Below are 22,037 nucleotides of genomic sequence, written 5' to 3'. Positions count from 1 at the left end.
TAGTCTGAAAGTCGAAGGTCGAAAGTCATAAAGATCAAACTTTGGACTTTATGACTTTCAACTTTATGACTAATTTAAAGCATTCCTAATTCTAATTTCGCTTCTTCGCTCATTAAATCTTTGCTCCAAGGCGGATCGAAAGTAATTTCAACGTCTACATCTTTGATGTTTTCGATTGTTTTTACTTTTTCTTCTACTTCTCTTGGTAAACTTTCTGCAACTGGACAGTTTGGAGAAGTAAGGGTCATTAAGATTTTTACTTCGTAATCTGTGTTTACCATTACGTCGTAAATTAATCCTAATTCATAAATATCTACAGGGATTTCAGGATCGTAAATGCCTTTTAAAACTCTTACGATTGATTCTCCTAATTCGTTTGTATCAATTTCTTGTTCCATTTTTTTCGTTTTTTCCACCATATAAGTAATATAAGAAAATTTAAGTTTTGACTTGTACTACTCTAAAATGTGTTTAATAGTTATTTTGTTAATCTTCAAGCCAGCGATATAAATCGTTGACATATGTTTTTTGACCTTCGTGATAAATATTTGTTACATTAAAATTTATCATTAACCCTATTGGAGATTCAAGGAGTTTCATATAAGACATTAGTTTGGCGACATGAATAGGAATAATTTGATCAACTGCTTTTAATTCAAGAACTAAACAATTCTCTATAAACAGATCACACCTTAAATCTGATTCTAATTGCAACCCTTTATATTCAACAGGAATCTTCAATTCTGATTCAAAATTGATTCCTCTTAAAGAAAGTTCTTTAATCATGCATTGATGATAAATGCTTTCTAAAAGTCCTGCCCCAATTTTTCTATGAACTTCAATCGCCGCTCCATTTACCTTGTAAACTAAATCAGTCAAATATTTCTTTGTGATCATTACTTTTTTTAGCAATAATACAAATAAAAAGAAAGATAAAACTTACTTTTTGCTAATCGTAGATAAGTTCATTTAAAGCAAAACTTAAATTTTCTTATATGGCTTATATGGTTCAGTATTTTTTAATTTTTGTTTTTAGCATCAAAAGCCAAAGCGTACATTTTGATGTTTTTAATCATCGAAACCAAACCGTTGGCACGCGTCGCAGATAAATGTTCTTTTAATCCAATTTCGTCAATAAAATCAGTATCTGCTTCCAGAATATCTTTTGCCTTTTGATTTGAAAAAGCACGAATTAGAATCGCAATAATTCCTTTTGTCAAAATAGCATCGCTGTCTGCCGTGAAAACAATTTTATCATCTTGCTGGTCACCTTGTAACCAAACTTTGGACTGACAGCCTTTGATTAAATTCTCGTCGGTTTTGTATTCTTCTTTGATTAACGGAAGACTTTTTCCTAATTCAATGATGTATTCATAACGCTGCATCCAGTCATCAAACATTGAAAATTCGTCTATTATCTCGTCTTGTATTTCTTTTATTGTCATAATTATTCTTTAGAAAAATCAACTAATAAATTCACTAGTTGTTCGATTTCTTTTGGAGGAAAACCATTGTCGAAACCTGGAGTTTCATACGTTTTTCCGTCTTTTGTTATTTTTAAATTTCCTATCGCTGCACCATCGTAAGTTCGTTTATCAGTTGGCGCTTTTAAAGAAGAAAGACCTTCTAAATTCACTTTTGAAAAAGCATCAACGATTTTATTCCATTTTGCTTCGTCAATATTACTTTGAACAGCTTCAGCATTACGTTCTTTTGTAACCGAAACCGATTTGTTCTCTACAACAATACTTTTGTAATAACCTCTAGAATGAGCAGAATATTCAATTTGTGTTGATTTCATATCGGTCTTTTTTTGACTGCAGCATCCAGTTGCAATAAAAAGAGTTAAAAGCAATAGTGATAATATTCTCATACGTTTCTTTTTTAGCTTAACATTGTTTGTGCTTTTTTCACAGCATCGACCATTGTGTCAATTTCTTCTTTTGTATTATAGAAAGAAAACGAAGCACGAATTGTTCCTGGAATACAGAAGAAATTCATGATTGGTTGTGCACAATGATGTCCTGTTCTAACCGCAATTCCTAATTTATCTACAATAGAACCAACATCATACGGATGGATTCCATCAATATTAAACGAAATTACAGAAGCTTTATTTTTTCCTGTTCCATAGATTCTGATGCCTTCAATTTCAGATAAACGTTTTGTAGCGTGTTCTAAAAGTTCATGCTCGTATGCCTGAATGTTTTCGAAACCAACACTGTTTAAATAATCAATTGCTGTTCCTAATACGATTCCGCCCGCGATGTTTGGAGTTCCAGCTTCAAATTTATGAGGAAGGTCAGCATAAGTTGTTTTCTCGAAAGTAACTTCTTTGATCATTTCACCACCGCCTTGATAAGGAGGAAGTTTGTTTAGCCATTCTTCTTTTCCGTAAAGAATTCCAGTTCCAGTTGGACCGCACATTTTATGACCTGAAAAAGCATAAAAATCACAATCTAATTCTTGAACATCTGGTTTTAAATGCGGAACAGCCTGTGCGCCATCAATTAGAACTGCAGCGCCAACAGCATGAGCTTTGTCTATGATATATTTAATTGGGTTAATGATTCCCAATGCGTTCGAAATATGATTTACGGTAACGATTTTTGTTTTTTCGGAAAGTAACTTATCAAATTCTTCAATGATTAATTCTCCATTATCATTGATTGGAATAACTTTTAAAATTGCACCAGTTTTCTCGCATAACATCTGCCAAGGCACAATATTACTGTGATGTTCTAAAGAAGAAACAACGACTTCATCTCCAGGTTTTAAAATAGAAGCAAAACCGTTTGAGACTAAGTTTATTCCGTGCGTTGTTCCAGAAGTAAAAAGGACTTCGTGAGCATGTTTTGCGTTGATATGCTCTTTTACTTTACCACGAGAAACTTCATAAGCATCAGTTGCTAACTGGCTTAAAGTGTGAACGCCACGGTGAATGTTAGCGTTGATTTCGTTATAATATTTTACTTCAGCATCAATTACAACTTGTGGTTTTTGCGAAGTAGCTCCGTTGTCGAAATATACTAATGGCTTTCCGTTTACAGTTTGAGAAAGTATTGGGAAATCAGCTCTTATTTTTTGAATATCTAGCATGTCTTATTTAGAAAAAATCTATTTACAAAAGTACTAAAACTAAATTTGTTTATACAGCAATTCTATAATTTCCTTTTATGATGCCATTGTTTGAAGCCTTAAATGATGATTTGGCAAAAATCATTTCGGTTTTCTGAATTATCTGAAGCCGTTTTCTAATTTGATGCTTAAAATCGTGAACATAAATTATTTATATTGCAGTAAAAATAACTTAAATCATCATGAAAAAATTTCTTAAAGTACTTTTGCTTGTAGTGGTTCTCGCATTTCTGTATTTCGGATTTACGACTTATCCTAAACTTGATTTGATTTCTGGTTTTTCGGCTAAAAGTGTCGCTTCTGGACATTTTTTAGATAATCGTCCGTTAGATTTAATTCAGAAAACCGACAATGATATTAAATTGATTGATCTGGCTGAAAATTCAATTGATGACGCTGGAAAATTTGCAATTTCATCAGTTTATGGATTGAAAGAAAGAAAAGCGATTTATCGTGAAGGTCTTGGAGCAGTTTTGATTAATGACCAATTTGATATTTCGAAACCGTATTTACTTCCAAAAAGAACGAAATTAGAAAACAATCTGCCTTTTCCATACGGAAATAATGAACCAAAAGATACTGCCTTTTCAAATATTGATTATTCAAAATTGAAAAAAGCAGTTGATAACGCTTTTGATAAAACTGGAGGAAGAATCAAAAGAACTCGTGCCGTTGTGGTTTTATATAAAGACCATTTAATCGCTGAAAAATACGATACAGGATTTAATAAAGACAGCAAAATTCTAGGGTGGTCAATGACAAAAAGTATCACAAGCTCGGCTTTCGGTGTTTTGGTAAAACAAGGAAAAATAGATATTTACAAACCTGCTCCAGTTGCAGAATGGAAAAATGATGAACGTAAAAATATTACATTGAATGATTTGCTTCACATGAATTCTGGTTTAGAATGGGAAGAGAATTACAGTAAAATCTCTGATGCTACCAAAATGCTTTTTCAGGCCGAAGATATGGGAAAAGTGCAATTGGAAAAACCAGCAGAATTTAAACCCAACACACATTGGAATTATTCATCCGGAACTACCAATTTATTATCTCTGATTTTAAGAAGACAATTTAAAACACAGCAAGAATATCTTGATTTTTGGTACAGCGCCGTAATTGACAAAATCGGAATGAATTCGATGATTGTAGAACAAGATATGAGCGGAACTTTCGTTGGTTCATCTTACGGATGGGCAACACCACGCGACTGGTCAAAATTTGGATTATTATACCTGCATAAAGGAAATTGGAACGGCGAACAAATCCTGGATGAAAGCTGGGTGAAATACACAGCAACTCCAACGAATACTTCTGAAGGGAAATATGGCGCTCAGTTTTGGTTAAACGCAGGCGGAAAATTCCCAGATGTTCCTCGTGATATGTTTTATTGCAGTGGTTACCAAGGTCAGATGGTGGCAATTATTCCATCAAAAGATATGGTAATTGTGAGAATGGGAGTAAGGGAAGAAGAACCTGGATTTGATTTTAATGGGTTTTTGAAAGAGGTTATTGATAGTATTAAGAAATAATAAATGAATCCAGTTTTAAAATCAATTTTACTTTTATTTGGAGGATTTGTTATTGTATTTCTTTCATTTTCTTTATTGATTAGAATCATTCCTTTTTTGGGAAAATTCTTTTTATTTGTAGGACTTGGAATGATCTTGTTTGGATTCTTTTCTTTTCTTTTTAATGTTTTTAAAAGATAAATTAGCCGTAAAGAACATTAAGTAAAAGCAAAAAGTTCGCAAAGCTTTAATAAAAAACCTTGCGAACTTTGCGTAACCTTTGTGTCTTTGCGGTAAACCTCGACTACAAATCAAATCCTAAATTCACACCTAATTTCATGGCAATGATTTTAGTAATTCTTTGTTTTAATTCTGGTATTTTAATGCTTTCGATAACCGCATTTGAGAATGCGTACATCAATAAAGCTTTAGCTTCTTTTTTCGGGATTCCGCGAGACTGCATGTAGAACATTGCTGTTTCATCAAGCTGTCCAACTGTACATCCGTGAGAACATTTTACGTCATCAGCAAAAATTTCCAATTGTGGTTTTGCGTTGATTGTCGCTTTATCGCTCAATAAAATGTTGTTGCTTTTTTGGAAAGCGTTTGTTTTCTGGGCTTCTTTTTCTACCAAAACTTTTCCGTTGAAAACTCCTGTCGAACGATCAGAGAAAATTCCTTTATAATCTTGGAAACTTTCGCAGTTTGGCTGTGCGTGGTTTACCAATGTATAATGGTCAACGTGTTGTTTGTCATTCAAGATAGAAATTCCGTTAAGCGTACTTGTCAATCTTTCTCCGAAATGGTAAAAGTTTAAGTTGTTACGCGTAAGGTTTCCTCCGAATGAAAAAGTATGAACAGAAGCGTGGCTTTCTTGCTGTTGTGAAACATAAGTATTGTCCACTAAATTTGCTTCGCTGTTGTCGTTTTGAATTTTGTAATAATCAACAATAGCACGTTTTTGAGCGAAAATTTCCGTAACCGAATTCGTTAATACAGGATTTTCATTCAAACTTTGGTGACGCTCGATAATTTGAACATGTGAATTTTCACCTACAATAATCAAATTTCTTGGCTGTACCATTAAAGCAGCTTCATTTCCAGTTGAGAAATACATGATTTCAATAGGTTTGTCAGCTACTTTTTTCTTTGGAATATTGATAAACGCACCTTCGATTGCAAAAGCAGTATTCAATGATGTCAAACTATCATCCTTGCTTGCAATTTGATTAAAGTAAGTATCAATAACCATTTTATATTTCGGTTTGGTCAATGCCGAAGACATCAAACAAACATCAATTCCGTCGTGGGTTGTAGAAGACAAATGCGAACTGAAAACGCCATCAATAAAAACCAATTTATAAGTGTCGATTTCGTGTAAAAAGTATTTTTTTACCTGATTGAATTCGATTGCATTTTCCTGCTTTGGAAAAACCGTAAAGTCATTTTTTAAGATGGCATTTAGCGATGTATATTTCCAAGCTTCTTCCCTTTTGGTTGGGAAACCTTTATTTTCGAAGTTTTTTATAGCATTTGTACGGATGTCATGCAAATCTGAATGCACATCAACACGCTCTTCAAAAGCCATAAAAGACGATACTAATTTTTCTTTTAAATCCATTTCTTTAGTTATAAGTTATGAGTTATAAGTTATGAGTTTGGTAAACTGTAAACTGTAACTGTAAACTAGTTTTCTGCCTTAATCCAGTCGTATCCTTTTTCTTCTAATTCGTAAGCCAATTCTTTTCCTCCTGATTTTACGATTCTTCCGTTGTAAAGAACGTGAACGAAATCTGGAACGATATAATCTAGCAAACGTTGGTAGTGCGTGATAACGATAATTGCGTTTTTGTCGCTTTTTAATTTGTTTACACCATTAGCCACAATTCTTAAGGCATCGATATCAAGACCAGAATCGGTTTCGTCTAGGATTGCTAATTTTGGCTCTAACATTGCCATTTGGAAAATCTCGTTTCTTTTTTTCTCTCCTCCAGAAAAACCTTCATTTAAAGAACGAGATAAAAATTTACGGTCGATTTCTAATAATTCCGATTTTTCACGAATTACTTTTAGCATTTCGTTTGCAGGCATTTCTTCCTGACCGTTTGCTTTACGAGTTTCGTTAATAGCCGTTTTCATAAAGTTAGTTACACTAACTCCAGGAATTTCTACCGGATATTGAAAAGAAAGGAAAACACCTTTATGTGCTCTTTCTTCAGGAGCTAAATCAGCAAGATCTTCTCCGTCAAGAATTACCTCTCCATCTGTAACATCATAGTTTTCGTTTCCTGCAATAACAGCAGAAAGGGTACTTTTTCCAGAACCGTTTGGTCCCATTATCGCGTGAACTTCTCCAGCTTTAACTTCTATATTAATTCCCTTAAGGATTTCTTTATCACCAATCGCGGCGTGAAGGTTTTTTATTGATAACATTGTTTTTTATTTTATATAAATGTCAATTCTATTTTTGTTGTTTGGTTTAGAACATTAGCATTAAAATGCGCGTGCCCTAAATATTCCATGCCCAAATAATCAGACGTTTTTTTGAACGGAATGTAAAAACTGTCTTCGATTACAGTATCGTGTGAATTTGATATCACGCCAATTTTCTTTCCTCTTAGTTTTCTTCCAGTTTCTTTTTCAATTCGGATTAAATCTGAAAACCGATCAAAAAAGACCTTTAAAATTCCGCTCATATTATACCAATAAACAGGCGTTGCAAAAATCAGCGTGTCGTATTTTTCGATAATTCCTCTAATCAAAGGCAAAAAATCATCGTCTATATTTTTGCTTTCGTAATCATAATAGGATATAATATAATCACTTAAATTAATTACATCTATGTTGTGTTCTTTAGAAAGTAGGTCTACAATTTTTGTTGTGTTTCCGTTTTTTCTGGAAGAACCTAAAATGATTACTTTTTTATTTTCCATTAATACTTATTCCTAAATGCGTTAATGGAAATAAATTATTTCCATAATTTGTCTATATCTTCAATCGTCATTTTAATTCCTCTGTCTTCTTCAATATCTTTCTGCCCTTGTAAAATCTCTTTTACAAATTCAGGATTATATGGTTTTTCTATCTTTTCAATTTCAAAACCTAAACGTTTTGCTAGTGCTTTTAAAACAGGCAAATCTTTTTTCTTTACGTTTTTCAGAGTTAGATTCATATTGTCTATTTTTTAGTTCAAGATTTTCTTTTGTTCAAAACAACAACTTGAAACTTTAAACTTGAAACAAATTTTATCCTACAGAACCTTCTAAAGAAATCTCTAATAATTTTTGAGCTTCAACCGCAAATTCCATTGGAAGTTTGTTCAATACGTCTTTACTGAAGCCGTTTACAATTAAAGCAATCGCTTTTTCAGTCGGAATACCTCTTTGGTTGCAGTAGAAAACTTGATCTTCTCCAATTTTACTTGTTGTTGCTTCGTGCTCGATTTTTGCTGATGGATTTTTACTTTCGATGTAAGGGAAAGTATGCGCACCGCAATTGTTACCCATTAATAAAGAGTCACATTGAGAAAAGTTTCTTGCATTTTCTGCCCTTGGCGAGATTTGCACTAAACCACGGTAGCTATTTTGTGATTTTCCAGCCGAAATACCTTTAGAAATAATAGTCGATTTAGTGTTTTTACCTAAATGGATCATTTTTGTTCCAGTATCTGCTTGTTGGAAATTATTGGTAACAGCAATAGAATAAAATTCTCCTACTGAATTATCTCCTTTAAGTACGCAAGAAGGATATTTCCAAGTTACAGCAGAACCTGTTTCAACTTGTGTCCAAGAAATCTTAGCGTTTGTTTCGCATAAACCTCTTTTGGTTACGAAGTTGTAAACCCCGCCTTTTCCTTCTTTATTTCCAGGAAACCAGTTTTGAACTGTCGAATATTTAATTTCAGCATCATCCAAAGCGATTAGTTCCACTACAGCAGCGTGTAATTGGTTTTCGTCACGGCTTGGCGCTGTACATCCTTCAAGGTAAGAAACGTAGCTTCCTTCGTCAGCAATAACCAGCGTTCTTTCGAATTGTCCAGTTCCTGCTTGATTGATTCGGAAATACGTTGAAAGTTCCATTGGGCATTTTACGCCTTTTGGAATATAACAGAAACTTCCGTCAGAGAAAACAGCTGAGTTTAGCGCCGCGTAGAAGTTATCTTTTTGAGGAACAACTGTACCTAAATATTTTTTTACTAATTCTGGATGTTCTTTAATGGCTTCAGAAATCGGACAGAAAATAATTCCTTTTTCTGCCAAAGTTTTCTTGAAAGTTGTAGCAACAGAAACAGAATCGACAACGATATCCATAGCGATATTGTTCATTTTTTTCTGTTCATCTACAGAGATTCCTAACTTTTTGTACATCTCTAATAATTCTGGATCTACATCATCCAAAGTTTTATTAGGATCTACTGTTTTTGGAGCTGAATAATAGGAAATAGCCTGAAAGTCTGGTTTTTCATAACTTACGTTTGCCCATTCTGGTTCGATCATTTCTTTCCAAGCACGGAAAGCCTCGATACGCCATTCGGTCATCCATTCAGGTTCTTCTTTTTTAAGCGAAATAGCTCTTACAATCTCTTCGTTTAAGCCAATAGGGAAAGTTTCAGATTCTATATTGGTATAAAATCCGTACTCATATTCTTTAGTTTCCAGTTCGATTTTTAAATCGTCTTCGGTGTATTTGCTCATTGGTTTTTTATTGAAAGATTTAAAAATTGAAGGATTTAAATAAACCACTTCTGAAATCTTTACATCTTTAAATTTTGCAATTATTTAATTGTTTATAGCGAAAATGATTCTCCGCATCCGCAAGTTCTGCTGGCGTTTGGATTATTGAATACAAATCCTTTTCCGTTTAATCCGCCCGAAAATTCTAAAATTGTTCCGGCTAAATACAGAAAAGATTTTTTTTCAACAGCAATCTGTATATCGTTATCTACGAATATTTTATCATCTTCTCCTTTGGTTTTGTCAAACTTTAAATCATAAGACAAACCAGAGCATCCACCGCTTTTAACACCTACTCTTACGTAGTCGCTTGCGGCGTCAAAACCATCATCAGTCATCAAATCGATGATTTTCTTTTTGGCTGTATCAGAAACCTTTATCATTGTTTATGGTATTTGTTTTTAAAAGATCATTTTACTATGCATCTAAATAATAATCAAATTATTACAAAAAAAATAGATGCCAACTTCAATGTTCAAATGAAATTGTCCGCAAAGATACGACTTAAAAACCTTTTTCCATAACGGTTCACATTATTATAACAAATGTTAAAATAGATAGAAGTTATTTTTAGGGTGAAATCGTTTTAAATCTTACTTATTTGAAGATGAAATCTGCTTCAAATACGAGACCAATTTGCACTTCATTTAGTACTTTAGGATAAGTTAAAGTTTTAGTTTTAAATAGAAATTGTAGTAAAAGGAAATTGGATTTCCTAGATTTGTTATTCATAATAGAAATTTAAACTCATGAAACTTTACCCTATAGAATCTGGAAATTTTAAATTAGACGGTGGTGCAATGTTTGGTGTTGTTCCTAAAACTATTTGGAATAAAACCAATCCAGCCGATGCAAATAACTTAATTGATATAGCAGCTCGATGCCTGCTTATTGAAGATGGCAACCGATTGATTTTAATTGATACCGGAATGGGAAACAAACAATCTGAAAAGTTTTTTGGATATTACTCGCTTTGGGGATCGCATTCTATAGATAAATCGCTTGCAAAATATGGTTTTCACCGAGATGATATTACAGATGTTTTTATGACACATCTTCATTTTGATCACTGCGGGGGAAGTGTACAATGGAATGCAGATAAAACAGGCTATGAACCAGCATTTAAAAATGCAAAATTTTGGACAAACGAAAATCATTGGCAATGGGCAACTCAGCCAAATCCAAGAGAGAAAGCGTCCTTTTTATCCGAAAATCTTCTGCCAATGCAGGAAAGCGGACAATTGAATTTTATTGAAAGACCCAATTCCGATTTTGGTTTTTCAAAAGAATTAGGTTTTGATATTTTTTACGCAGATGGTCATACCGAAAAACAAATGATTCCACATATTAAATACAATGATAAAACAATAGTTTTCTGTGCTGATTTATTGGCTACAGCCGGACATATTCCGCTTCCTTATATTATGGGTTACGACACAAGACCTCTTTTATCTTTAGATGAAAAAGCAAAATTTTTAAACTCAGCTGCCAATCAAAATTATTATTTGTTTCTAGAACATGATGCCCACAATCAAATTATAACAGTTGAGCAAACTGAAAAAGGAGTTCGATTAAAAGAGGTTTTTACTTGTGAAGAAATCCTTTAGATTGCTTTACTTATTGAATTTAATTCCCTTTAAATTAGAGATAATTTCATAACACAGTGTTAAGAGTTAGTTTTTTGTAACAAAAAAGTATAATTTAGACCCATCTTTTAACTTTACAATTATATTATAAGTACATGAGTCATATAAAACCTCTTAAATTATCTGCTTTTGCATTGCTTGTTTTAGCAGGATGCAGCGCTACAGTACAGGCGCAGGTTTCAACTTCTAAAGAGTTAATTACAGCGCCGGCGGCAGTTGTAAAAAAAGCTCCTCTTAGCGAAAATGAATTGAAAAGATGGAGTCATCTGGATTTAATAAAAGATTCGATTCCGGGAATGAGTGTTGATAGGGCTTACGCTGAATTACTACAAGGCAAAAAAAGTCAGAAAGTTATCGTAGGAATTGTAGATTCTGGTGTCGATATCGAGCATGAAGACTTAAAAGGAAAAATCTGGACGAATCCTAAAGAAATTCCTGGAAACGGAATTGACGATGATAAAAATGGATTTATTGATGATGTTCACGGATGGAATTTCCTTGGAGATGCTGTTCATGAAAATCTTGAAATGACCCGTATCGTTAAAAAAGCTGATGATGGTTCTGCAGAATACAAAGAAGCTCTGGCACAATATACTGCAAAGTATGAAGAAGCTTTACAAGGTAAAGAAAGAGTTGACTTTTTATTGAATGCGCATAAAACTGTAAAAACAGCTTTAAATAAAGAGAAATATACTCTTGAGGATTTAAATTCTATTACTTCAACAGACGAAAATGTTGTAAACAGCAAAAAAGTAATGACTCAAATTTTAACGAATACAGGACCAACTTTTGATCCTGAAGCTGAATTTGAAGAATATAGAAAATATGTTTACGATCAGTTAAACTACAATTTAAATAAAGAATACGACGGAAGAAAAGTGGTAGGCGATAATCCGGAAGATATTAAAAACAATCATTACGGTAATAATATTGTTTTTGGTCCAGATAAAGAAGAAGCGCTTCACGGTACACACGTTGCTGGAATCATCGCTCAAATTCGCGGCAATAATTTAGGCGGAGATGGAGTAGCTGAAAATGTTGAAATTTTAACCGTAAGAGCCGTTCCAGATGGAGACGAATATGATAAAGATATTGCTCTTGCTATTCGTTATGCAGTAGATAATGGAGCAAAAGTAATCAATGGAAGTTTTGGAAAAAGTTTTTCTCCACACAAACAATGGGTTTACGATGCGATTAAATATGCCGCTAAAAAAGACGTATTAATTGTTCACGCTGCTGGAAATGATGGTTACAATATTGATGAAACGAAAAACATCAATTACCCAAATGATTCTGAAGACAACGTAAAAGAATTTGCAGATAACGTAATTACAATTGGAGCCATTAATAAAGAATACGGAGAAAATGTAGTGGCAGGATTCTCTAACTTCGGGAAAATCAATGTAGACGTTTTTGCTCCAGGAGAAGAAATTTATGCAACAGTTCCAAATAATAAATACAAATATTTACAAGGAACTTCAATGGCATCTCCAAATGCAGCTGGAGTAGCAGTTTTAATTCGTTCTTACTATCCAAAATTAAAAGCAGCTCAGGTTAAAAAGATTTTAATGGACTCTGGAGTAGCACTTCCTTCAATGGTTGTGTTAGGTGAAAATCCAAATCCACAAGAAAAACCAGTTGCTGTTTCTTCTGCTGAATCATCAAAAACAGCAAAAATGGTAAACGCTTATAATGCTTTATTAATGGCAGAAAAAATGTCTAAAAAATAAAGATTCAAACACTATTAATCCAATGGAAGAGTTCGCGCTCTTCCATTTTCTATTACATATAAACATGCGAAAAATTATTTTACTTTCTTTCCTAAGTTTAGGCTTTAACTCGGCTTTTGCACAAAGCGCCCCATATTGGCAGCAGCACGCTGACTATAAAATGGAGGTTTCGATGGATGTAAAAAACTATCAGTACAAAGGAAAACAAGAATTGGTTTATACCAATAATTCTCCTGATACTCTAAAAAAAGTATTCTATCATTTATATCCAAACGCTTTTCAGCCGGGAAGCGAAATGGATGCACGTCTTCACTTTATTAAAGATCCAGACGGAAGAATGGTCAATAAAGTAAAAACAGCTGATGGAAAAGAAGTAAAACAAAGCCGCATTGAAACTTTAAAACCTAACGAAATTGGTTTTTTAAAAATCACAAACTTCAAACAAGATGGTGCTGTAGCTCAAACTAGAGTTTCGGGAACTATTTTAGAAGTTACTCTGGCAAAACCAATTCTGCCAAATTCTAAAACTACTTTTACTTTAGACTTTGACGGACAGGTTCCGGTTCAAGTTCGTCGTTCAGGAAGAAACAATTCTGAAGGAGTAGAACTTTCAATGTCGCAATGGTATCCAAAATTAGCCGAATTTGATTTCGAAGGATGGCACGCAGATCCATACATCGCAAGAGAATTTCACGGTGTTTGGGGTAATTTTGATGTGAAAATTACAATTGATAAGGATTATACAATTGGAGGTTCTGGATATTTACAAGACAAAAATTCTATCGGACATGGTTATGAAGATGCTGGTGTAACGGTAACATATCCTAAAAGAACAAAAACACTTACATGGCATTTTATTGCGCCAAATGTTCACGATTTTACATGGGCTGCTGATAAAGAATACACGCATGATATTGTAAAAGGACCAAACGATGTTGATTTGCATTTCTTCTACAAAAACAATCCAAAAACAACTGAAAACTGGAAACAGTTAGAACCGTTAATGGTAAAAGTAATGGATTATTACAACCACAGAGTAGGAGCATATCCGTACAAACAATATTCATTTATTCAAGGTGGAGACGGTGGAATGGAGTATGCAATGTGTACTTTAATGTTAGGAAACGGAACTCTTGAAGGAATTCTTGGAACCGCTACACACGAATTAGGACATTCTTGGTTTCAGCATATTTTGGCTTCAAACGAATCGAAACACCCTTGGATGGACGAAGGTTTTACAACCTACATTGAAGACAGTGCTTTGAATGAGTTAAAAGGAGATAAAAAAGAAGTAAATCCTTTTGTAGGGAATTATAAAGCGTATTACAGTTTAGTAAATTCTGGTAAAGAACAACCGCAGACTACTCACGGAGATCGTTATGATGAAAACCGTCCGTATAGTATTTCATCTTATATTAAAGGAAGTATTTTCCTTTCTCAATTAGAATATGTAATCGGGAAAGAAAATGTAGATGCGACTTTAAAAAGATATTTCAACGACTTTAAATTCAAACATCCCACTCCAAATGATATCAAAAGATCAGCAGAAAGAGTTTCTGGTGCTGAGTTAGATTGGTATTTAACAGATTGGGCACAAACAACCAACACAATCGATTACGGAATTAAAGATGTGGTAGATAATGCAGGAAAAACAACTGTAAGTTTAGAAAGAATAGGAAGAATGCCAATGCCAATCGATTTAAAAGTGGATTACACTGATGGAACTTCTGAAACATTCTATATTCCGTTAAGAATGATGAATTTCATTAAACCAAATCCAAATCCAAACGAAAAAAGAACTGTTTTGGAAGACTGGGCTTGGGCACAACAAAACTATAGTTTTACAATTGATAAAAACAAAACGTCAATCAAAAAAATCACTATCGATCCAAGTGGATTAATGGCTGACGTAAAACAAACCAATAATGTTTTTGAAGTGAAGTAAAATATTAAACTTTAATAAAAAATCCAAAGTCATTAACTGACTTTGGATTTTTTATTTTAGCCTTATTCTGTTGTAAAGATGTTTTTTAAAGGATTAATAAAACAAAGCTGCTCTCTACATTTGTTATCATTTTAATATTTTGAAAAAATTATTAAAGAGAAAAAACATAGATAGAGATTATCTTCAATCAAATTAACAAATAATGAAAGTAGCAAACTTTTTGAAAGAATCAGGTTGGGAATTAGAAATAAACAATAATGAAATTTCTGTTGATTTATTATCTGAAGAGATAAGAAATAGAATATCAAATGTTCCTTATGAGCTTAAAGAGCTTATGAGTTCCGTAAATATTCTCGAAAATTCAGATGCAACAGCTTGGTTTGTTACGAATCAGGATTTACTTGAGAAAAATGAAGAAGATTCATTTGCTTGGAATGAATTTGAAAAGCAAAGTCTTGAGGCTTCAATAGATGAGAAAAGTAAAGAACCAATTATTCAATTCTGGGAAAGTCATTTTTGCTTTTTAATGTCTGTTAAAACTGGATATTCGCATATCTCTATTGTCACAAAAGGAAATGAAAAAGGAAAAATTGTTTTTGGATTCGAACCTGAACATGAAGAAGTGAATGTTTTGGCAAATGACTTTGAAGAATTTTGTCAAATAATGATTGATCATATAAACGATTCGAAGTTTAATGAATATCTAGAACAGATTTTATAGTTTTCAAACAGATATAAAAAAGCCCTTAAAACTAATTTAAGGGCTTTTCTTTTAGAGTTCAAGTTTATTTCCAAAGTTAAATTTTATACCATTTTTATATCTGCAGAAACCTCTGGCTTTGTTTTTTTAAAAGGCACCCATTCTCTATAACTTGCAGATCTCCACACCCATTCAATTGGGCCGTAATTGTATTTTGAAAGCCACCATTTGCTAATAAATAATTGAATAATAAAAATAAAAACGGCCAATATAAAGTAAAACCAATATGGCATTGAATCTGCAATTCCGAGTCCAATTCCTGAGAAAAGAATACCCGCCAATATATTTTGGCTCATATAATTAGTCAGCGTCATTTTTCCGCCTGCATTGAAATAGCTGAAAACTGTTTTCAATTTTCCATTAATGTACAAAAGGCAAATTCCAGTTGCTATAAAAACCATCGTACTTAAAACCAACCAGTAAAGCGGATGGAAAATTTTTAGAAAAGGAGCTTTGTAGATGATAGCAATATTAAATACGATTCCTATAATAACTGCCAAAATAAAACTAATTCCACAGACATATTTTAATAATTTTTTCAATTCTTTTAAACGATCGAAAAAGCTTATTTTTTGAAGTAAAAGACCAAAAAGCATACAGCCTAACATAACATAGTGGGCAGTAAAAGCATAGCCTGGAACAATAATTTGTTCGTAAAATGAAGCAAGTAAATTAAATCTAAAAAACTCAATCCAGTTTCCAGAATGATATAGTTTTAAATACTCTGGATTGGTAGCAATCGCTGGATGTTCAATCTTGATACCATTTACATAAGCCATTAAAAAAGGAATTGTAAGTATAATAACTGTAGAAATGATCGCTAAGGTTTTGGCAGAACACTTGTAAAAAAGCAGTAATACGAGTCCTAAAAAGGCATAATCTTTTAAAATATCGCCAAGCCAAAAAGACGAATTAATAAAAGCTAAAATAAATAGTAAAATCATTCGCCAAGCAAAAAAGGTCACGGGATTTTTTCCTTTAGAAGCTACGTTGTTAATTAAAATAGCAAATCCATAGCCAAATAAAAGAGTTAGTAATGTCCAAGATTTCGCTGCAAATAAATAGCGATTCACGTATTGAAGTATTTCAGAAAAAGTATCATGTTTAATTTCTTTTTCTGCACCAATGTATAGGAAATCAATATAATTGCCAATTGCTACGCCTAATATGGCCCAGCCTCGAAGTATGTCAACAATTGCAGTCCGTTTGCTTTGTTCGACAGGATGATAAGAATTTGTCATTTGATTAAATGTTTTCGTTGTGATTTTGATTGATGATTTTTGGAATAAACCTAATGTTTCTAAACGCAACCAAAAGTAAATAAATTATATAATCAAAGTTTTTTCTTATAAAAAATAAAATTCACAAAAAAAAGCGTGTTATTTTTAATAACACGCCTTAAATTTTTTCATTTTAGATTATGCTAAATGTTCCAGCATATCCTTTGTCATAGATTCCAAATCAAATTTATGATTCCAGTTCCAGTCTTCTCTGGCAGAACTGTCGTCGATACTTGCTGGCCAGCTGTCCGCAATTTTCTGGCGGAAATCTGGATTATAAGTAATTTCAAAATCCGGAATATGTTTTTTTATTTCGGCAGCAATTTCTGTTGGTGTAAAACTCATTGCGGCTAAATTATACGATGAATGAATTTTAATTTGTTCAGCTGGAGCCTGCATGACACTGATTGTTGCATCAATTGCATCATCCATGTACATCATTGGCATTTTTGTTTCTGATGATAAGAAACACTCGTATTTTTTATCGGCAATAGCCTTGTAAAAAATATCGACAGCATAATCTGTAGTTCCACCGCCTGGAGGAGTCGACCAGCTGATTAAACCTGGATAACGAATGCTTCGTACATCAACACCATAAATATTATGATAGTATTCGCACCATCTTTCACCTGCTTGTTTACTGATTCCGTAAACTGTTGAAGGTTCCATAATGGTATATTGCGGTGTGTTTTCTTTTGGAGTGGTTGGTCCAAAAACGGCAATACTTGACGGCCAGAAAATCTTCTGTATTTTTTTGGCTTTAGCTAAATTCAAAACATGAAAAAGCGAATTCATATTTAAATCCCAAGCAAAAGCAGGATTCTTTTCGGCAGTTGCAGACAAAAGTGCCGCCATTAAATACACATCGGTAATTTTATGTACTTCAACAAGATGCTCAATTTGGTTAAAATCCAAAGCATTGATGACTTCAAAAGGACCCGAATTCACGACATCTGTATTTAATTTTCGAATATCAGAAGCGATTACATTTTCGGTTCCGTATATTTTGCGCAGTTTTTGGGTCAGCTCAGTTCCAATCTGGCCGCAGGCACCAATGATTAATATTTTTGGGTTCATTTGTTTCGATTTAGTGTTGCAAATATAACGTTTTCGCAATTATCAACGTTTTTTCTAACATTAAATTATGAGATTACTAACAATGAACTTTCTTTTTTGGGTTTTTCGTGAAGCTAATTTGTGATTTACACTTTTAAACTATCAAAAATCTGTGGCTAAAAAAGAACATATTTTAGCTTATTTGCAGCAAAAAACAGAATTCGTAATTGTAAATTTACTTCGTAACTTTGCGCCCTAACATTTTAAGAAAATGAAATATAGAATAATCCTGTTTCTTCTTTTGGTTCTTGGACTTCAATCTTGTCAAAATGAGAATGAAAGACGTTTGGCTGAAAATGCTAAAGAAGCCAAAAAGAAAGAAAAGATATTTAGCAACATTAATAAAGCATGGATTTTTATTGATGAACCCATAAATGAAGTTTCTGAAAAAAATGCAGTAACATGGACAGAATGGCGTGATTTTCTAAAAGAAATAGGAGACAAGCCGAGAAAAACAATTGGAGCTTTTCAGAAAAAATCATCGGCAATTGCCAAAAAAGCAGTGGCTTTAAACAATAATATTCCGTCGCAGTTCAATCAGCCGCAAATAAAAAGCCGGATTTCTATTTTGATTACTAAAATCAAAATGATGGATTTGTTTATTCATTTAAATCAAATTCCAGATGATAAAGTCGCTTTTTTGATTGGAGAAATCAACAAAGAACTGGTTTCGCTGGAAAGACAAATGGATAAGATTGTCGAAAAAGCCAAAATTCCAAAAGAACAAGGAGAAGAAGATTTCCTTAAAATGTTAGATACAACACGCGCCATTCAAAATACAGAACCGCTAAAAGAGCCAAACCTGCCAAGAGTTGAGTAAAAACGCCTTATATACAACATACGATAATCTGCCAAAAGCACAGCAGATTGCCACAAGTTTACTGGAAGGAAACCAAGCAAAAATGAACATCAGCGGATTGTTAGGATCTGCAGTTTCATTTATTATCCGTTCCGTTTTCAGAAAAACCGAACTGCCTTTTCTGATTGTTTTAGACAATAAAGAAGAAGCCGCTTATTATTTAAACGATTTGGAGCAGATGATTGGCGAGCAGGATGTATTGTTTTATCCCGCTTCATTTCGCCGTCCGTACCAAATTGATGAAACCGACAATGCCAATGTCTTGCTTCGTGCTGAGGTTCTAAATAGAATTAATTCTAGAAAAAAACCAGCCGTAATTGTTACGTATCCAGAAGCACTTTTTGAAAAAGTAGTTACAAGGAGAGAACTGGATAAAAATACTTTAAAAGTCGCGCTGAACGATAAAATTTCGATCGATTTTATCAACGAAGTGTTATTTGAATACGAATTTAAAAGAGTAGATTTCATCACAGAACCCGGCGAATTTTCAGTCCGCGGAGGTATTGTCGATGTATTTTCTTTTTCAAACGATCATCCTTACCGAATTGAATTTTTCGGAAATGAAGTAGACAGCATTAGAACTTTTGACGTTGAAACGCAATTGTCCGTAGAAACCCATAAAAAAATCACGATTATCCCGAATGTGGAGAACAAACTTTTTCAGGAAAACCGTGAGAGCTTCTTAGATTATATTGCCGAAAAAACAGTTCTTTTCATCCAAAATACTGAAGGACTTTTTAGTCAGTTGGACAAACAATTCGCAAGAGCAGAAGAAGCTTTTGAGAAACTTTCGAAAGAAATAAAACACGCCACGCCAGAACAATTATTTTTAAATCAGGCGTCATTTATAAAAAGATCTTTGGATTTTTCAGTTGTAGAATTGGCTTCAAGACCCGTTTATAAAACCATTAAAAAATTCGAATTTCATATTCAGCCGCAGCCATCTTTCAACAAACAATTTGATTTATTGCTGAACAATTTGAGCGATAATCATTTTAACGGATATGTAAATTATCTGTTTTGTTCGAATGATACGCAGGCAAAACGTTTCCATGATATTTTTGAAAGCTTAGACGAAGCCAATTCAGAAAATATAAGAAAGCAATATCATACTATTGTACTGCCTTTGTATCAAGGTTTTATTGATGAAGAAAATCAAATAACGGCTTACACCGATCACCAGATTTTTGAGCGTTATCATAAATTCAACATCAAAAATGGGTATTCTAAAAAGCAGAATATCACTTTAAAAGAATTAACGGCACTTTCTGTAGGCGATTATGTAACGCATATCGATCACGGAATTGGGAAATTTGGCGGATTGCAGAAAATTCAGGTGGAAGGCAAAACGCAGGAAGCCATAAAATTGGTGTATGCCGATAATGATATTGTGTATGTGAGTATTCACTCGCTTCATAAAATCTCGAAATACAACGGAAAAGACGGTACGCCTCCGAAAATCTATAAATTGGGTTCGAACGCTTGGAAGGTTTTAAAACAGAAAACCAAAGCTCGCGTCAAACATATTGCATTCAACTTGATTCAGCTGTATGCAAAGCGTCGTTTAGAAAAAGGATTTCAGTTTGCGCCAGACAGTTATCTTCAAAACGAATTGGAAAGTTCGTTTATTTACGAAGATACGCCAGACCAAATGAAATCGACAGCGGAAGTAAAAGCCGATATGGAAAGCGATCGCCCAATGGATCGTTTGGTTTGTGGTGATGTTGGTTTCGGAAAAACAGAGGTTGCCATTCGTGCTGCTTTTAAAGCGGTTGACAACAGCAAACAAGTAGCGGTTTTGGTTCCAACAACCATTTTGGCGTATCAGCATTATAGAACTTTTTCGGAACGTTTAAAAGATATGCCAGTTTCAATTGGTTACTTAAACCGATTTAGAACAGCGAAACAAAAAACACAGACTTTAAAAGATTTAGCCGAAGGAAAACTCGATATCGTTATTGGAACACATCAATTGGTCAATAAAAATGTGGTTTTTAAAGACCTTGGTTTATTGATTGTCGATGAGGAACAGAAGTTTGGAGTAAACGTAAAAGATAAATTAAAAACGATTGCTGCGAATGTTGATACATTGACATTGACAGCAACGCCAATTCCGAGAACTTTACAGTTTTCATTAATGGCAGCACGAGATTTATCGGTAATTACAACACCTCCGCCAAATCGTTATCCGATTGAAACGAATGTGGTTACTTTTAATGAAGAAATTATTCGTGATGCGATTTCGTATGAAATTCAACGAAACGGACAGGTTTTCTTTATCAATAACCGAATTGAAAATATAAAAGAAGTGGCAGGAATGATTCAGCGTTTGGTTCCAAATGCAAGAGTCGGAATTGGCCACGGACAAATGGACGGAGCTAAACTCGAAGAATTGATGTTAGGTTTCATGAACGGAGATTTTGATGTTTTGGTCGCCACTACAATCATCGAAAGCGGGTTGGACGTTCCAAATGCCAACACGATTTTCATCAACAACGCCAATAATTTCGGATTATCAGATTTGCATCAAATGCGCGGCCGTGTTGGGCGAAGCAATAAAAAAGCATTCTGTTATTTCATTTGTCCGCCATATTCATCAATGACTGAAGATGCCAGAAAACGTATTCAGGCGTTGGAACAATTCAGTGAATTGGGAAGCGGTTTCAATATTGCGATGAAAGATTTGGAGATTCGCGGTGCGGGAGATTTATTAGGAGGAGAACAAAGCGGTTTCATTAATGAAATTGGTTTTGATACGTACCAAAAAATCATGAATGAAGCGATTGAAGAATTGAAGGAAAACGAATTCAAAGATTTGTATCCTGAAGAGAATGATATCGATACAAAAGAATACGTAAAAGACATTCAAATCGATGCCGATTTCGAGTTACTATTCCCAGATGAATATATCAATAACGTTTCAGAACGTTTGGTTTTATACAACGAATTAGGCGCGATAAAAGACGAAGCTGGTTTACAGGAATTTGAGAAAAAACTAATCGATCGTTTCGGACCATTGCCAAAACCTGCTGTTGCCTTATTAAACAGCATCAGAATTAAATGGATTGCAACAAGAGTAGGAATCGAGAAATTAGTCTTGAAACAAGGCAAAATGATTGGTTATTTCGTTTCAGATCAGCAATCAGATTATTACCAATCCGTGAAATTCAGAAATGTTTTAAACTTCGTTCAAAAACATAGTACACTGTGCAAAATGAAAGAAAAACAAACCGTAAACGGATTACGTTTGTTATTGACTTTTGAAAATGTAAAGTCGATAAAACGAGCATTGGAGTTGATGGAATTGTTTGAAGAATAA

General features: G+C 33.6%; 20 protein-coding genes. 7 read left to right on the top strand and 13 right to left on the bottom strand.

All coding sequences use genetic code 11. The features are described 5' to 3' along the window. Positions 1-74: 74 nt before the first annotated feature. The 5 genes from J0383_RS10280 to J0383_RS10260 all read right to left on the bottom strand — a co-directional run bounded on the left by J0383_RS10280 (position 75) and on the right by J0383_RS10260 (position 3,099). A complete protein-coding gene (locus J0383_RS10280; protein WP_012023258.1) occupies positions 75-398 on the bottom strand; it encodes an SUF system Fe-S cluster assembly protein in 324 nt (107 codons plus the stop codon). 88 nt (positions 399-486) lie between these two features. After that, a complete protein-coding gene (locus J0383_RS10275) occupies positions 487-897 on the bottom strand; it encodes a GxxExxY protein (RefSeq protein ID WP_207298293.1) in 411 nt (136 codons plus the stop codon). Positions 898-1,019: 122 nt separating this feature from the next. Next, positions 1,020-1,445: a SufE family protein gene (locus tag J0383_RS10270; protein WP_207298292.1), complete on the bottom strand. Its 426-nt coding sequence runs from the start codon at positions 1,443-1,445 to the stop codon at positions 1,020-1,022. Positions 1,446-1,447: 2 nt separating this feature from the next. After that, positions 1,448-1,873, bottom strand: coding sequence for a hypothetical protein (locus tag J0383_RS10265; RefSeq protein ID WP_207298291.1), 426 nt, complete (start codon positions 1,871-1,873; stop codon positions 1,448-1,450). Between the two features lie 11 nt (positions 1,874-1,884). After that, the gene (locus J0383_RS10260; RefSeq protein ID WP_207298290.1) at positions 1,885-3,099 is read right to left on the bottom strand and encodes an aminotransferase class V-fold PLP-dependent enzyme; all 1,215 of its coding nucleotides are present in this window, start codon (positions 3,097-3,099) and stop codon (positions 1,885-1,887) included. A 221-nt stretch (positions 3,100-3,320) separates the two neighbouring features. On the opposite strand from J0383_RS10260, the gene J0383_RS10255 reads away from it, so the two are divergent. Next, positions 3,321-4,670, top strand: coding sequence for a serine hydrolase domain-containing protein (locus J0383_RS10255; protein WP_207298289.1), 1,350 nt, complete (start codon positions 3,321-3,323; stop codon positions 4,668-4,670). A 283-nt stretch (positions 4,671-4,953) separates the two neighbouring features. Here J0383_RS10255 and sufD read toward each other — a convergent pair whose 3' ends face one another. The 6 genes from sufD to J0383_RS10225 form a co-directional block, all read right to left on the bottom strand. Continuing rightward, on the bottom strand, positions 4,954-6,270 hold the full coding sequence (gene sufD / locus J0383_RS10250) for a Fe-S cluster assembly protein SufD (RefSeq protein ID WP_207298288.1): 1,317 nt from the start codon (positions 6,268-6,270) through the stop codon (positions 4,954-4,956). Positions 6,271-6,335: 65 nt separating this feature from the next. Beyond that, positions 6,336-7,082 carry a Fe-S cluster assembly ATPase SufC gene (gene sufC, locus J0383_RS10245; RefSeq protein ID WP_207298287.1) on the bottom strand — a complete coding sequence of 249 codons (747 nt, stop codon included), beginning with the start codon at positions 7,080-7,082 and terminating at the stop codon, positions 6,336-6,338. An 11-nt stretch (positions 7,083-7,093) separates the two neighbouring features. Then, positions 7,094-7,582 (bottom strand): flavodoxin family protein, encoded by a 489-nt coding sequence (locus tag J0383_RS10240; RefSeq protein WP_207298286.1) that lies wholly within the window; start codon positions 7,580-7,582, stop codon positions 7,094-7,096. 35 nt (positions 7,583-7,617) lie between these two features. Next, the gene (locus J0383_RS10235) at positions 7,618-7,821 is read right to left on the bottom strand and encodes a DUF2683 family protein (protein ID WP_207298285.1); all 204 of its coding nucleotides are present in this window, start codon (positions 7,819-7,821) and stop codon (positions 7,618-7,620) included. A 73-nt stretch (positions 7,822-7,894) separates the two neighbouring features. Further along, positions 7,895-9,343: a Fe-S cluster assembly protein SufB gene (sufB, locus tag J0383_RS10230; protein ID WP_207298284.1), complete on the bottom strand. Its 1,449-nt coding sequence runs from the start codon at positions 9,341-9,343 to the stop codon at positions 7,895-7,897. Positions 9,344-9,435: 92 nt separating this feature from the next. Continuing rightward, positions 9,436-9,765 (bottom strand): HesB/IscA family protein, encoded by a 330-nt coding sequence (locus J0383_RS10225; protein WP_012023267.1) that lies wholly within the window; start codon positions 9,763-9,765, stop codon positions 9,436-9,438. 366 nt (positions 9,766-10,131) lie between these two features. Between J0383_RS10225 and J0383_RS10220 the strand changes: the two genes are divergently transcribed. The 4 genes from J0383_RS10220 (at position 10,132) to J0383_RS10205 (ending at position 15,424) form a co-directional block, all read left to right on the top strand. Beyond that, a complete protein-coding gene (locus J0383_RS10220; protein ID WP_207298283.1) occupies positions 10,132-10,989 on the top strand; it encodes an MBL fold metallo-hydrolase in 858 nt (285 codons plus the stop codon). A gap of 134 nt (positions 10,990-11,123) precedes the next feature. After that, positions 11,124-12,758, top strand: coding sequence for a S8 family peptidase (locus tag J0383_RS10215; RefSeq protein ID WP_207298282.1), 1,635 nt, complete (start codon positions 11,124-11,126; stop codon positions 12,756-12,758). A gap of 64 nt (positions 12,759-12,822) precedes the next feature. Then, a complete protein-coding gene (locus tag J0383_RS10210) occupies positions 12,823-14,703 on the top strand; it encodes a M1 family metallopeptidase (protein WP_207298281.1) in 1,881 nt (626 codons plus the stop codon). Between the two features lie 202 nt (positions 14,704-14,905). Beyond that, a complete protein-coding gene (locus tag J0383_RS10205) occupies positions 14,906-15,424 on the top strand; it encodes an SMI1/KNR4 family protein (protein WP_207298280.1) in 519 nt (172 codons plus the stop codon). 83 nt (positions 15,425-15,507) lie between these two features. On the opposite strand, the gene J0383_RS10200 is transcribed toward J0383_RS10205, so the two are convergent. Then, positions 15,508-16,704 (bottom strand): DUF418 domain-containing protein, encoded by a 1,197-nt coding sequence (locus J0383_RS10200; RefSeq protein ID WP_207298279.1) that lies wholly within the window; start codon positions 16,702-16,704, stop codon positions 15,508-15,510. A gap of 177 nt (positions 16,705-16,881) precedes the next feature. Then, positions 16,882-17,820 (bottom strand): L-threonine 3-dehydrogenase, encoded by a 939-nt coding sequence (locus J0383_RS10195; protein WP_207298278.1) that lies wholly within the window; start codon positions 17,818-17,820, stop codon positions 16,882-16,884. A gap of 250 nt (positions 17,821-18,070) precedes the next feature. Here J0383_RS10195 and J0383_RS10190 point away from each other — a divergent pair, with 250 nt between their 5' ends. Both J0383_RS10190 and mfd read left to right on the top strand, forming a co-directional pair. Continuing rightward, positions 18,071-18,679: a hypothetical protein gene (locus tag J0383_RS10190; protein ID WP_207298277.1), complete on the top strand. Its 609-nt coding sequence runs from the start codon at positions 18,071-18,073 to the stop codon at positions 18,677-18,679. Beyond that, a complete protein-coding gene (gene mfd / locus J0383_RS10185; protein WP_207298276.1) occupies positions 18,672-22,037 on the top strand; it encodes a transcription-repair coupling factor in 3,366 nt (1,121 codons plus the stop codon). Before J0383_RS10190 ends, mfd begins: the two co-directional genes overlap by 8 nt.

It is taken from the genome of Flavobacterium endoglycinae (genome assembly GCF_017352115.1).
Lineage (GTDB): Bacteria > Bacteroidota > Bacteroidia > Flavobacteriales > Flavobacteriaceae > Flavobacterium > Flavobacterium endoglycinae.
The sequence above is the reverse complement of the archived record's forward strand: the minus strand, read 5'-3'. Positions and strand labels throughout refer to the sequence as shown.

What these genes read in the sequence shown, in the direction of transcription:
- J0383_RS10215 (WP_207298282.1), top strand. Translation starts at nt 11,124, where the DNA reads ATGAGTCATATAAAACCTCTTAAATTATCTGCTTTTGCATTGCTTGTT.
- J0383_RS10275 (WP_207298293.1), bottom strand. Translation starts at nt 897, where the DNA reads ATGATCACAAAGAAATATTTGACTGATTTAGTTTACAAGGTAAATGGA.
- J0383_RS10260 (WP_207298290.1), bottom strand. Translation starts at nt 3,099, where the DNA reads ATGCTAGATATTCAAAAAATAAGAGCTGATTTCCCAATACTTTCTCAA.
- J0383_RS10280 (WP_012023258.1), bottom strand. Translation starts at nt 398, where the DNA reads ATGGAACAAGAAATTGATACAAACGAATTAGGAGAATCAATCGTAAGA.
- J0383_RS10190 (WP_207298277.1), top strand. Translation starts at nt 18,071, where the DNA reads ATGAAATATAGAATAATCCTGTTTCTTCTTTTGGTTCTTGGACTTCAA.
- J0383_RS10200 (WP_207298279.1), bottom strand. Translation starts at nt 16,704, where the DNA reads ATGACAAATTCTTATCATCCTGTCGAACAAAGCAAACGGACTGCAATT.
- J0383_RS10210 (WP_207298281.1), top strand. Translation starts at nt 12,823, where the DNA reads ATGCGAAAAATTATTTTACTTTCTTTCCTAAGTTTAGGCTTTAACTCG.
- sufB (WP_207298284.1), bottom strand. Translation starts at nt 9,343, where the DNA reads ATGAGCAAATACACCGAAGACGATTTAAAAATCGAACTGGAAACTAAA.
- J0383_RS10265 (WP_207298291.1), bottom strand. Translation starts at nt 1,873, where the DNA reads ATGAGAATATTATCACTATTGCTTTTAACTCTTTTTATTGCAACTGGA.
- J0383_RS10205 (WP_207298280.1), top strand. Translation starts at nt 14,906, where the DNA reads ATGAAAGTAGCAAACTTTTTGAAAGAATCAGGTTGGGAATTAGAAATA.
- sufC (WP_207298287.1), bottom strand. Translation starts at nt 7,082, where the DNA reads ATGTTATCAATAAAAAACCTTCACGCCGCGATTGGTGATAAAGAAATC.
- J0383_RS10240 (WP_207298286.1), bottom strand. Translation starts at nt 7,582, where the DNA reads ATGGAAAATAAAAAAGTAATCATTTTAGGTTCTTCCAGAAAAAACGGA.
- J0383_RS10225 (WP_012023267.1), bottom strand. Translation starts at nt 9,765, where the DNA reads ATGATAAAGGTTTCTGATACAGCCAAAAAGAAAATCATCGATTTGATG.
- J0383_RS10255 (WP_207298289.1), top strand. Translation starts at nt 3,321, where the DNA reads ATGAAAAAATTTCTTAAAGTACTTTTGCTTGTAGTGGTTCTCGCATTT.
- J0383_RS10220 (WP_207298283.1), top strand. Translation starts at nt 10,132, where the DNA reads ATGAAACTTTACCCTATAGAATCTGGAAATTTTAAATTAGACGGTGGT.
- sufD (WP_207298288.1), bottom strand. Translation starts at nt 6,270, where the DNA reads ATGGATTTAAAAGAAAAATTAGTATCGTCTTTTATGGCTTTTGAAGAG.
- J0383_RS10235 (WP_207298285.1), bottom strand. Translation starts at nt 7,821, where the DNA reads ATGAATCTAACTCTGAAAAACGTAAAGAAAAAAGATTTGCCTGTTTTA.
- J0383_RS10195 (WP_207298278.1), bottom strand. Translation starts at nt 17,820, where the DNA reads ATGAACCCAAAAATATTAATCATTGGTGCCTGCGGCCAGATTGGAACT.
- J0383_RS10270 (WP_207298292.1), bottom strand. Translation starts at nt 1,445, where the DNA reads ATGACAATAAAAGAAATACAAGACGAGATAATAGACGAATTTTCAATG.